At 67.4% G+C, this 12,348-nt stretch carries 10 protein-coding genes; 7 read left to right on the top strand and 3 right to left on the bottom strand.

What is annotated here, in order from left to right; genetic code table 11:
• Positions 1-19: 19 nt before the first annotated feature.
• The 7 genes from LO55_RS06545 to LO55_RS06575 are packed head-to-tail and all read left to right on the top strand — an operon-like array spanning position 20 to position 8,930.
• A complete protein-coding gene (locus tag LO55_RS06545; protein ID WP_071360880.1) occupies positions 20-1,051 on the top strand; it encodes an XrtA/PEP-CTERM system-associated ATPase in 1,032 nt (343 codons plus the stop codon).
• A gap of 18 nt (positions 1,052-1,069) precedes the next feature.
• Positions 1,070-1,954: an XrtA system polysaccharide deacetylase gene (locus LO55_RS06550; RefSeq protein ID WP_071360881.1), complete on the top strand. Its 885-nt coding sequence runs from the start codon at positions 1,070-1,072 to the stop codon at positions 1,952-1,954.
• Positions 1,951-3,048, top strand: coding sequence for a FemAB family XrtA/PEP-CTERM system-associated protein (locus LO55_RS06555; protein ID WP_071360882.1), 1,098 nt, complete (start codon positions 1,951-1,953; stop codon positions 3,046-3,048). Before LO55_RS06550 ends, LO55_RS06555 begins: the two co-directional genes overlap by 4 nt.
• 4 nt (positions 3,049-3,052) lie before the next feature.
• Positions 3,053-4,246, top strand: coding sequence for a TIGR03087 family PEP-CTERM/XrtA system glycosyltransferase (locus tag LO55_RS06560; RefSeq protein ID WP_071360883.1), 1,194 nt, complete (start codon positions 3,053-3,055; stop codon positions 4,244-4,246).
• Entirely contained in the window at positions 4,237-5,817 is a 1,581-nt protein-coding gene (gene xrtA, locus LO55_RS06565; protein ID WP_071360884.1) for an exosortase A, read from the top strand. Before LO55_RS06560 ends, xrtA begins: the two co-directional genes overlap by 10 nt.
• Before the next feature lie 11 nt (positions 5,818-5,828).
• A complete protein-coding gene (locus tag LO55_RS06570; protein WP_071363700.1) occupies positions 5,829-7,028 on the top strand; it encodes a TIGR03088 family PEP-CTERM/XrtA system glycosyltransferase in 1,200 nt (399 codons plus the stop codon).
• Positions 7,029-7,034: 6 nt separating this feature from the next.
• Positions 7,035-8,930 (top strand): XrtA/PEP-CTERM system amidotransferase, encoded by a 1,896-nt coding sequence (locus LO55_RS06575; protein WP_071360885.1) that lies wholly within the window; start codon positions 7,035-7,037, stop codon positions 8,928-8,930.
• Between the two features lie 63 nt (positions 8,931-8,993).
• Here LO55_RS06575 and LO55_RS06580 read toward each other — a convergent pair whose 3' ends face one another.
• The 3 genes from LO55_RS06580 to LO55_RS06590 are packed head-to-tail and all read right to left on the bottom strand — an operon-like array spanning position 8,994 to position 12,248.
• Positions 8,994-9,875 (bottom strand): hypothetical protein, encoded by an 882-nt coding sequence (locus LO55_RS06580; protein ID WP_071360886.1) that lies wholly within the window; start codon positions 9,873-9,875, stop codon positions 8,994-8,996.
• Between the two features lie 13 nt (positions 9,876-9,888).
• On the bottom strand, positions 9,889-10,884 hold the full coding sequence (locus LO55_RS06585) for an NAD-dependent epimerase/dehydratase family protein (protein WP_071360887.1): 996 nt from the start codon (positions 10,882-10,884) through the stop codon (positions 9,889-9,891).
• Positions 10,884-12,248, bottom strand: a complete 1,365-nt coding sequence (locus tag LO55_RS06590) for a UDP-glucose dehydrogenase family protein (RefSeq protein ID WP_005663876.1) — start codon at positions 12,246-12,248, stop codon at positions 10,884-10,886. The genes LO55_RS06585 and LO55_RS06590 overlap by 1 nt, the downstream gene beginning before the upstream one ends.
• Positions 12,249-12,348 lie beyond the last annotated feature (100 nt).

Consider the following 12,348-nt stretch of genomic DNA (forward strand, 5'->3'; position numbering starts at 1 on the left):
ACAGACCCAGGGAACCACGATGTACGAATCCTATTACGGCCTGTCGGCCAAGCCCTTCCAGCTCCGCCCGGACCCGCATTTCTTTTTCGGTTCCAAGGGCCACAAGCGCGCCATGGCCTACCTCGATTACGGCCTGTCGCAGGGCGAGGGCTTCATCGTCATCACGGGCGAGGTCGGCGCCGGCAAGACCACGCTGGTGCGCAACCTGCTGGGCCGCATCCCGCTCGACCAGATCATCGCGGCGCACATCGTCAACACCAGCCTCGATCCGGAAGACACGCTGCGCATGGTAGTCTCCGCCTTCGGCCTGCCCTACGAGGGCGCCAGCAAGGCCGAGCTGCTCAATCGCCTCGAGCAGTTTTTACGTTCCGTCGACCGCCAGGGCAAGCGCGCCCTGCTCGTGATCGACGAAGCCCAGAACCTGAACGCGCGCACGGTCGAAGAGCTGCGCATGCTGTCCAATTTCCAGACCGACGACCGCTCGCTGCTGCAGACCTTCCTGCTCGGCCAGCCGGAGTTCCGCGCCACCCTGCACAGCCCCACCATGCAGCAGCTGCGCCAGCGCGTGATTGCCAGCTACCACCTGGGACCGATGGACGCGCAGGAAACCCGCGCCTACGTCGAGCACCGCCTGGCCACGGTCGGCTGGAAGGGCGACCCGTCGTTCGACGACGCCGCCCACGCCGCGATCTACGCCTACAGCGGCGGCATTCCGCGCAAGACCAACACGCTGATGGACCGCGTGCTGCTGATGGGCTACCTCGAAGAACTGCATGGATTCGGCGGCGCCCACATCGAGGAAGTGGTGCGCGACATCTCGGACGAGTTCCAGGCCCCGGATGGACTGGGCGAGCCGGAGCCGGCGTCGATGCGCGCGACCTCCGGCCAGCACGAGCTGCAGCATGGAGAACGGCGCAGCGCCAGCGTCGAGCAGCTCGACGAACGCATGATGCGCCTCGAAAAATCGATCGTGTCGGTGCTGTCGATCTTGAAAAAGATCGCCGCCACCCCACCTGGTGCGGCCCCGCGCCACGTGGACAACCAGGAATAACAGTTCAGGAACCCGGCAATGAAAATGACCGCTCCCGCAGCCCGGCCGCGTCCAGCGCCCGGCGAGAAGATCCGCAATGCGATGACCTGCGACGTCGAGGACTATTTCCAGGTCTCGGCTTTCGCCCCCTACATCGACCGCGCCAGCTGGCCGACCCGCGAATGCCGGGTCGAGGCCAATATGGAACGCATCCTGGCGCTGTACGAGCGCCACGGCGTGCGCGCGACCTTCTTCACCCTGGGCTGGATCGCCGAGCGCTATCCCGCCATGGTGCGCCGGATCGTCGCCGCCGGCCACGAACTGGCCAGCCACGGCTACGGCCACCTGCGCGCCTCGGACCAGAGCCGGGCCGAATTCGACAACGACATCCGGTCGAGCAAGGCGCTGCTGGAAGACATCGGCGGACAGGCCGTGGTCGGCTACCGCGCGCCGAGCTTCTCGATCGGCCACGCCAACCTGTGGGCGCTGGACGCGCTGCACGAGGCCGGCTACAAGTACAGCTCGAGCATCTATCCGATCGCCCACGACCACTACGGCATGCCGGACGCGCCGCGCTTCGCCTTCTATCCGAACGGTCCGGACGGCCTGCTCGAAGTGCCGATCACCACGGTCAAGATGGCGGGCCGCAACCTGCCGGCCGGCGGCGGCGGCTACTTCCGCCTGCTGCCCTACGCCCTGTCGCGCTGGATGATGGAAAAGGTCAACCGCGAGGACGGCGAGCCGGCCCTGTTCTACTTCCACCCGTGGGAAGTCGATCCCGGCCAGCCGCGCCCCGAAGGCCTGGGCGCCAAGGCGCGCTTCCGCCACTACGTCAATATCGACCGCATGGAGCGGCGCCTGGAACAGCTGGCGCGCGACTTCAAGTGGGACCGCATGGACCGCATCTTCCTGGACAAGCCATGAACTCGATCATCGAAGCGGCGCAGGCCAAGCGCGCCATGCCGGCCGCCGCCGCCGCCGCCCAGACCCTGCGCCTGATGCAGCCGCAGGACGCAGCCCGCTGGGACGCTTTCGTGCGCGCCTGCCCCAGCGCCACCTTCTTCCACCTGTCGGGCTGGCAGAAAGTCATCGAGCAGTCGTTCGGCATCAAGACCTGGTTCTACTACGTGGAGCAGGACGGGCAGATCCAGGGCGTGCTGCCGCTGGCCGAGATCAAGAGCCGCCTGTTCGGCCACTCGCTGGGCGCGATGCCGTTCTGCGTGTATGGCGGCGTGGCCGCGGTCGACGACGGCGCGCGCCTGCTGCTCGACGACGCGGCCGACCAGCTCGCGAAGAAGCTGGGCGTGGGCCACCTGGAGTACCGCGGCATGCAGCGCGCCCATCCGGGCGACGACTCCTGGCACACCAAGGAACTGTACGTCACCTTCCGCAAGGAGATCACGGGCGACGACGAGACCAATATGAACGCCATCCCGCGCAAGCAGCGCGCGATGGTGCGCAAGGGGATCAAGCTGGGCCTGAAAGGCGTGGTCGAGGACAACGTCGACCGCATGTTCGAGGCCTACGCCACCAGCGTGCTGCGCCTGGGCACCCCGGTGTTCCCGAAAAAATACTTCGCCCTGCTGCAGCAGACCTTCGGCGACGAGTGCGAAGTGCGCACCATCTATACCGAAGACGACCGCCTGGTGGGCTCAGTGCTGTCGTTCTACTGGCGCGACGAGGTGGTGCCCTACTACGGCGGCGGCACCGACCTGGCGCGTAGCGTGGCCGGCAACGACTTCATGTACTGGAACCTGATGCAGGCCGCTAGCGCCCGCGGCTGCCGCCTGTTCGACTTCGGCCGCAGCAAGCTGGGCACCGGCGCTTACGACTTCAAGAAGAACTGGGGCTTCACGGCCGAGCCGCTGCCGTATGAATACAAACTCTACGCATCGACCCAGCTGCCGGACAACAATCCGCTGAACCCGAAGTACCAGCTGTTCATCAAGATGTGGAAGAAGCTGCCGCTGCCGGTGGCGAACTTCCTGGGTCCCTACATCGTGCGCAACCTGGGGTAATGCCGTGCAAGACCTGCTGCTGCTGATCCACCGGATCCCCTACCCGCCCAACAAGGGCGACAAGATCCGCTCGTACAACCTGCTCAAGCACCTGGCGCGCGACTACCGGGTGCACCTGGCGACCTTCGTCGACGACGCCGACGACTGGCAGCACGTGCCCACCGTCGAGGCGATGTGCGCCAGCAGCCATTTCGCGGCCCTGAATCCCCTGCTGGCGCGCGTGCGCAGCCTGGGCGCGCTGGTCAAGAACCGCTCGCTGTCGCTGGACTACTATCAGGATGCTGGCATGGCGCGCTGGGTCGAGCAGACCGTGGCCGCGCACGGCATCAAGCGCGTGATGGTGTTCTCGTCGCCGATGGCGCAATACGTCGATGGCATCCGCGACGCGCGCCGCGTGATCGACTTCTGCGACGTCGACTCGGACAAATGGCGCCAGTACGCCGACAAGAAGTCGTGGCCCATGAGCTGGCTGTACCGCCACGAGGCGCGCCAGTTGCTGCGCTACGAGCGCCAGGTGGCCAGCCAGTACGACGCTTCGCTGTTCGTCTCCAAGCCCGAGGCCGACCTGTTCCGCCAGCTGGCGCCCGAGAGCGTGGCGCGCATCGGCCACTTCAGCAACGGGGTCGACACCGACTACTTCTCGCCCGAGCACGCGCTGGCCAGCCCCTACGCAGCGGGCGAAAAGGCGCTGGTGTTCACCGGCGCCATGGATTACTGGCCCAACGTCGACGCCGTGCAGTGGTTCTGCGACGACGTGTTCCCGGCCCTTTCCGCGCAAGATCCTGCGCTGCGCTTCTACATCGTCGGCTCGCGCCCGAATCCGCAGGTCCAGGCCCTGGCCCAGCTGCCCGGCGTGACCGTGACCGGCACCGTGCCCGACGTGCGGCCTTACATCCGCCACGCCACGCTGGCGGTGGCGCCGCTGCGCATCGCGCGCGGCATCCAGAACAAGGTGCTCGAAGCGATGGCCATGGGCACACCGACCGTGGTCTCGCCGCAGGCGCTGGAAGGCATCGATGCGGTGCCGGACCAGGAACTGGCCGTGGCCGACGGCGCCCCGGCGTGGATCGAAACCCTGGGTGCGCTGCTGGCGCGCGACAACCGGGAGATGGGCCGCGCCGCTCGGGCGCGGGTCGAACATCATTACAGCTGGCCGAGCAACCTGGCCTGCATCGAGGAGCGACTGGAATGCTCGTGAACCCACCCAAGGACCTGGCCGGCGCCGCGCCGCACGCCGCCACCGCCCCGCTGGCGCCCTCGAGCGCGATGCTGATCGCGCTCGCGCTGCTGGCGCCCTTCTTCCTCTACCTCGGCACCGCCGGGTCGCTGGTCGCGATCTGGAACAGTTCCGAGACCTTCGCCCACGGCTATGCGATCCTGCCGATCAGCCTGTGGCTGATCTGGCGCCGGCGCGCGGTGTTCAACGCGGTGCCGGCGCGGCCCTGGGCCCCGGCCCTGCTGCTGCTGGCCATGCTGGGCGCCGGCTGGCTGCTGGCGCGCATGGGCGAGGTGCAGGTGGTGATGCAGTACGCCTTCGTGTCGATGTTCCCGGTGATCGCGCTGGCCATGCTGGGCCCGCGCCTGGCGGGGGCACTGGCTTTTCCTCTTCTTTTCCTGTTGCTGGCGGTGCCGTTCGGCGAAGTCTTCGTCGGCCCCCTGATCAACCTCACCGCCGACTTCACCGTGTGGGCGGTCCAGGCCACCGGCATCCCGGTGCTGCGCAACGGCACCCGCTTCGAGCTGCCGACCGGCTCCTGGTCGGTGGTGGAAGCCTGCAGCGGCGTGCGCTACCTGATTTCGTCGTTCACCCTGGGCTGCCTGTACGCCTACCTGACCTACCGCTCCACCGCGAAGCGCCTGCTGTTCGTGGCGGTGTCGATCGTGGTGCCGATCGTCGCCAACGGCCTGCGCGCCTACATGATCGTGATGATCGGCCACCTGTCCGGCATGGAGCTGGCCACCGGCGTCGACCACCTGATCTATGGCTGGGTGTTCTTCGGCCTGGTGATGCTGCTGATGTTCTGGGTCGGCAGCTTCTGGCGCGACGACGACGAACCGGCAGTCGCCAATGCATCCACGCCGGTGGCCGCAGCCACCATGGCGGGCAACCCGGCGCCGGCCTCGACGGTCCGCATGGCGGCGATGTGCGCCGCTGTGGTGGCGCTCACCGCGCTGTGGCCGGGCTTCGCGCGCTACAACGACGCCGCCAACCTCAATCCGCAACCGGTCCAGCTGTCCACGGTGGCGGTGGGCTGGCCGCAGGTGGCGCCGTTCGCCGACTGGACCCCGCGCTGGGTCAACCCGGACGCGACCTACCGCGCCACCTTCCGCAACAGCGAAAGCATGCCGCCGGTCGCGCTCGACATCATGTATTACCGCAACCAGCGCAACGGCAAGGCCCTGATCAGCTCCGTCAACACCCTGGCCACCTCGGACGACGCCTGGCATGCCGTCGGCGGCGCGCTGCGCAGCGAAACCCTGGACGGCCAGCCGCTGACCCTGCGCGAGACCCGTCTGAACGGACCGACCGGCCAGATCCTGGTGTGGCAATGGATGTCGATCGACGGCCACCTGACGGCCAATAACTACGTCGGCAAGCTGCTGCAGGCCCAGGCCAAGCTGCGCTTCCGCGGCGACGACGGCGCCGTGGTGTTGCTGTCGGCGCCGGTGCGCGACAATCCGGAAGCCGCGCGCGCCGCCCTGCGCGCCTTCCTGGCCGGCCAGGGCCAGGCGGTCGAACGCGCGCTGGACCATGCGCGCACCCATTGACGGTCACGACCATGCATAGCGAGCTGTCGGTCCTGAACGCGCAGCGGCCCCTGGTCGTGCACCTGGTCTACTCGCTCGACGTGGGCGGACTGGAAACGCTGCTGGTCGACTGCATCAACCGCCTGCCGCCGGAGAAATACCGGCATGCGGTGGTCTGCCTGACGCGTTACTCGGAGTTCGCCCAGCGCATCACCCAACCCGGGGTCGAGCTGTTCGCCCTGAACAAGCCGCCCGGGAACGGCGTGCAAGTGCACGTCGACTTCTGGAAGCTGATGCGGCGCCTGCGTCCGGCCATCCTGCACACCTACAACCTGGCGGCGATGGAATTCTGCTTCACCGCGGCCCTGGCCGGGGTGCCGGTGCGGATCCATGCCGAGCATGGCCGCGACGCCTCCGACCCGCAGGGCCTGAACAAGAAACACAATTTCCTACGCCGTCGCCTGGCGCCCTTCATCGACCGCTATATCCCGGTGTCCGATGACCTGCAGCGCTGGCTGGACGACGTGGTCCGCATCCCGCGAGCGAAGAACCACCCGATCAAGAACGGCGTCGACACCGAACGCTACGCGCCGCGCGCGGATGCGATCACCGCCGCGCCCTGGGGGCCTGACGATATCGTGATCGGCGCGGTGGCGCGGGTGCAGGACGTCAAGAATCACCGCGGCCTGGTGGCTGCCTTCGCCCTGCTGCGCGAACGCCTGCCCGCCCTGCGCGCACGCCTGAAACTCACCATCGTCGGCGACGGCCCGCTGCTGGGCGCGATCCGCGAGCAGGTGGCAGCGGCCGGCCTGCAGGACGCCGTCTGGCTGCCCGGCGCGCGCGCCGACGTGGCCGAGCTGCTGCACGGTTTCGACGTGTTCGCCCTGCCCTCGCTGGCCGAGGGCACGCCGGTCTCGCTGCTGGAGGCGATGGCGTGCGGCCTGCCATCGGTGTGTTCCAACGTCGGCGGCATCCCGGAAGTGGTCGCCGACGGCGTGCACGGCCTGCTGGTGCCGGTCGAAGTAGATGCCCTGGCCGAGGCGCTGGCGCGCTACGTGCAAGACCCGGCATTGAAGGCGCGCCACGGCGCCGCCGCGCGCGCGCGCATCGAAGAGCAATACAGCATGGACGCCATGCTGCGCGCCTATATGGCGCTGTACGACGGCCTGCTCGCGCGCAAGGCGCCGGCCCGGCTGCATCAACCCTTGAATACCCAACAACGCAGGAAGTGAACGAGCATGTGCGGAATCGTCGGCATTTTTGATACCCAGGGAACTCGCGAGATCGACCGCGCGGCGCTGGGCCGCATGAACGAGAGCCAGCACCACCGCGGCCCGGACGAAGGCGAGCTGTATCTGGAAACGGCGCTCGGCATGGGCCACCGCCGGCTGTCGGTGATCGACCTGGCCAGCGGCCAGCAGCCGATCCGCAACGCCCAGGGCGACGTGGTGATGGTGTTCAACGGTGAGATCTACAACTACCGCGCGTTGCGCGACGAGCTGGTCGCGCTCGGCTTCGCCTTCCGCACCAAGTCGGATACCGAAGTGCTGCTGCACGCCTACCAGGCCTGGGGCCAGGACTGCCTGCAGCGCCTGCGCGGCATGTTCGCCTTCGCCATCTGGGACCGGAAAAAACAGACGCTGTTCCTGGCGCGCGACCACCTCGGCGTCAAGCCGATGTTCTACGCGCTGCTGCCGAACGGGCTGTTCGTGTTCGGCTCCGAGCTGAAATCGGTCATGACCCACCCCGAACTGTCGCGCAAGCTCAACCCGCGCGCGGTCGAGGATTACTTCGCCTTCGGCTACGTGCCGGAACCGCACACCATCTTCCACGGCGCCTTCAAGCTGGCGCCGGGCCACCGCATCACGCTGAAGGCCGGCGACAGCGAGGTGAAACCCGAGCAGTACTGGGACATCCCGTTCCAGCGCGCCCCGCAGCGCCCGATGCAGGAAATCGAACAGGAACTGACGGCGCGCCTGCAGGAATGCGTGCAGAGCCAGATGGTGGCCGACGTGCCGCTCGGCGCCTTCCTGTCGGGCGGCGTCGATTCGAGCGCGGTGGTGGCGATGATGGCGCAGCAGAATCCCGATTCGGTGGTCACCTGCTCGATCGGCTTCGACGACCCCGAGTACGACGAATCGAAGTACGCGAATGAAGTCGCCACGCGCTACCGCACCACCCACCACGCCCAGGTCGTGGACAAGGACGACTACGGCCTGATCGACACCCTGGGCCGGCTGTACGACGAACCCTTCGCCGACAGTTCGGCGATCCCGACCTACCGCGTGTGCCAGCTGGCGCGCAAGCACGTCACCGTGTCGCTGTCGGGCGACGGCGGCGACGAGAGCTTCGCCGGCTACCGCCGCTACCGCTTCGCGATGGCCGAGCAGCGCGTGCGCGACAAGGTGCCTGCCGGGCTGCGCAAGCCCGTGTTCGGCACCCTGGGCCGGCTGTATCCGAAGGCCGACTGGGCGCCGCGCATGTTCCGCGCCAAGACCACCTTCGAGGCGCTGGCGCGCGACACGGTGGAGGGCTACTTCCACGGCGTGTCGCGCATGCCGGACCGGATCCGGGCCCAGTTGTTCTCGGATAGCTTCAAGCGCGAGCTGCAGGGCTACGAGGCGATCCAGGTATTCCACGAACACGCGGCCAATTCGCCGACCGACGATCCGCTGTCGCTGATCCAGTACCTCGACTTCAAGACCTGGCTGCCGGGCGACATCCTGACCAAGGTCGACCGCGCCAGCATGGCGCACTCGCTCGAGGTGCGGGTGCCGCTCCTGGACCATACCTTCGTCGAATGGGCCTCGACCCTGCCGCCCGACATCAAGCTGGGCGGCGGCGAAGGCAAGTACATCTTCAAGAAGTCGCTCGAGCCGTTCCTGTCGCACGACGTGCTGTACCGCGCCAAGAAGGGTTTTTCGATTCCGCTGGCGGCCTGGCTGCGCGGCCCGCTGCGCGAGAAGCTGCGCGCGGCGGCGCTGTCGCCGCTGCTGCTCGACACCGGCATGTTCAACGAGCGCTTCCTGCGCGAGATGGTCGAACAGCACATCGCCGGCAGCAAGGACTACAGCACCCCGCTGTGGTCGGTGCTGATGTTCGAGACCTTCCTGCGGGTCAGCGCCGACGCCTGAAGCAATGTGAAAAGCCCGCGGTTCGCGAGAACCGCGGGCTTTTCAGCGAGTCGGGGGCGCCGCTCAGCGCGAACGCGTCAAGCGGCCGAGATACCACTGGGCCATCGAGACATAGCGCTTGCGCCATTGGCGCAGCCAGGCCTTCGGCGGCTTGATCGGATGCCACAGCACGTCCTTCTGGCGCCCGGGACGCAGGCGGATGTTCAGCGTGCCGAAGCTGCCGTTCTTGGCGAAGCCGTCGTTGGGCACTCCGTGGTAGCGCTTGTTGCGGTCTTCCTCGGCCACGAATTCGCCGGCGCCGCCGAAGTCGACCACGCTCATGCCGCCATGCTTGAGGATCGTGGCCCAGGCATTCTCGCTGTGGGCGGTCCAGCCGGCGCGGTAGTAGCGGTCGATGAGGTCGAGCGCCGCGCCGCTGATGCGAAAGAACGTCAGGAACACCAGCCAGCTGTCGGCCGGCTTGAGGTCCAGGCCGGGCGCGCGCAGCATCGACGCATACGTCCATTCGGCCTCGCCGCGCGCCAGGTGGGCCGCCAGCAGGTCGCCCTCGCGGTCGGCCAGTCCGGCGAACAGTTCATGCAGCTCGCCCGAGTACTCGACGTCGTCCTCCACCACCCAGTACTGGGTGTACTGCGGCTGCGCGCGCCGGAACAGCAGCGGCGGCAGGTCGCAGTTGCCGGGGATGAGCTTGAACGGACGCGCGGCGCCCTTGGCCGGATAGCCGAGGGTGTCGATGGCGTCCGGACCGTACACGTGGTGCTCGATCTCGACGCCGTCGAGCACCACCTTGCGCACGCCGGACTTCGCATTCGGCGTGTACGAGATGGCGGCGAAGCGGCACTGCGGGCCCAGGCGCAGGAAAGCGGCGCGAAAACGCAGCAGGCGCTTCTTCACGGCGGCCGGGTCGGTGGTCTGGAACAGCAGGATCTGCGGCTGGTCGTTCATGCTCGCTCCCGCCTCATGTGCGTGCCGGCGCCCAGTCGCGGTACCAGGCCCAGAAGTTGGCCAGGCCGGTGGCCAGCGGCGTGGTCGGCGCGAAATCGACCCAGGCCTTGAGCTTGTCGATCGAGGCATGGGTGGCCGGCACGTCGCCCGGCTGCATCGGCAGGAATTCCTTGCGCGCCTCGATGCCGATCGCGCCTTCCAGCGTCTGGATGAAGTCCAGCACCCGCACCGGATTGTGGTTGCCGATATTGAACACGGTGTGCGCCGCGCGCGTTTCCGTGGCCGGCGTCGGCTTGAACAGCAGCCGCACCACGCCTTCGACGATGTCGTCGATATAGGTGAAGTCGCGCGTGAGCAGGCCTTCGGCGAACACCGGAATCGTGGCGCCGCGCGCCATCTTCTCGGCGAAGCTGAAATAAGCCATGTCGGGACGGCCCCAGGGCCCGTACACCGTGAAGAAGCGCAGGCCGGTGGCCGGCAGCTTGAACAGGTGGCTGTACGAGTGCGCCATCAGCTCGTTGGACTTCTTGGTGGCGGCGTACAGCGACACCGGCGCGTCGACCTGGTCGTCCTCGCTGAACGGCACCTTGGCGTTGGCGCCGTAGACGCTGCTGCTGCTGGCGTACAGCAGGTGCTCGATCTTGCCGTGACGGCAGGCTTCGAGGATGTTGCCGAAGGCGACCAGGTTCGACTGCACGTAGGCTGCCGGATTCTCGAGCGAGTAGCGCACCCCGGCCTGGGCCGCCAGGTGCACCACCAGCGTCGGCCGCTCGCGTTCGAACAGCGCCGCGACCTGGGCCGTGTCGGCCAGCTCCACCGTGTGGCAGGGCACGCCGGCCGGCGCCAGCAGGGCCGCCACGCGGTCGTGCTTCAGGCGCGGATCGTAGTAGTCGTTGAAGTTGTCGCAGCCGACCACCTGGTGGCCCATTGCCGCCAGGCGCGCCGCCACGAAGCTGCCGACGAAGCCGGCAGCGCCCGTGACCAGGATGCGGTGGGCGCCCGTGATCATCAGGCGGCCTTCCGGCTGACGCGGCCGATGCCTTCGTAGGCCAGGCCGGCTTCGGCGACTTCCGCCGGGTCGTAGATGTTACGGCCGTCGAAGATCGCCTTGCCGCGCAGGGTCTGGGCCAGGTGGCGGAAGTCCGGCGCGCGGAATTCCTTCCATTCGGTCACCAGCACCAGCACGTCGGCATTGTCGACCGCGGCGGTGGCCGAGCTGGCGATGGTGAGCATCTCCTCGACGCGGGCGGCGCCGTGGTCGCGTTCCAGCACGCGCAGCGCTTCGCTGCTGGCCACCGGATCGTAGGCGCGCACGCGGCAGCCGGCGGCGAACAGTTCCTTCAGCAGGATCAGGCTCGGCGCCTCACGCATGTCGTCGGTGTTCGGCTTGAACGACAGGCCCCACAGCGCGACCGTCTTGCCGTTCAGGTTTTCCACGCCGCCGTAGAAGCGCGACAGCTTCTTGAACAGGACGTTCTTCTGGTTGTCGTTGACGCGCTCGGTCGCTTCCAGGATGTGCAGGGTCTGCTCGTGGTCGGCGCCGGTCTTGACCAGGGCCTTGACGTCCTTCGGGAAGCAGGAGCCGCCATAGCCCATGCCGGCATACAGGAATTGCGAACCGATGCGCGGATCCAGGCCCATGCCGTGGCGCACAGCCTCGATGTCGGCGCCCAGCACTTCGGCCAGGTTGGCCAGCTCGTTCATGAAGCTGATACGGGTGGCCAGCATGGCGTTGGCGGCGTACTTGGTCAGCTCGGCGCTGCGCACGTCCATCTCGACCAGTTTTTCATGGTTGCGGCTGAACGGTGCGTACAGCTGGCGCATCAGGCGGGTGGCGGTGGCGTCGTCGCTGCCCACCACGATGCGGTCCGGGCGCATGAAGTCGTCGATCGCCGCGCCTTCCTTCAGGAATTCGGGATTGCTCACCACCGAGAACGCGACGGTGCTGCCGCGCTTGTCGAGTTCGCCCTGGATGGCGGCGCGCACCTTGTCGGCGGTGCCGACCGGGACGGTCGACTTGTCGACCACTACTACCGGCTTTTCGATGCGCTGGCCGATCGAACGGGCTGCGGCCAGGATGTGGGTCAGGTCGGCGCTGCCGTCCTCGTCCGGCGGGGTGCCGACCGCCAGGAACACGCATTCGGCGTGCGCCATGGCTTCGTCGTAGCTGGTCGAGAACAGCAGGCGGCCGGCGGCAGCGTTGCGCTCGACCATGGTGTCCAGGCCGGGTTCGTGGATCGGGATAACGCCATTCTTGAGCATGGCGATTTTTTCGTCGTTGACATCCAGGCACAATACCGTGTTGCCGACGTCGGCGAAGCATGCGCCCGAAACTAAGCCCACATAACCGGTGCCAATGATAGTGATCTTCATGATTTCTCTGGGAGGTGAATTAACTGAACGAAAGAAACCGGTGAAAGCGCACGTCGTGCGCGCCGTTTTTCCTGTGCCGAGTGTTGCTTCAGCTGCTAAC

Source organism: Massilia timonae (assembly GCF_001866515.1).
Taxonomy (GTDB): Bacteria; Pseudomonadota; Gammaproteobacteria; order Burkholderiales; family Burkholderiaceae_D; genus Telluria; species Telluria timonae.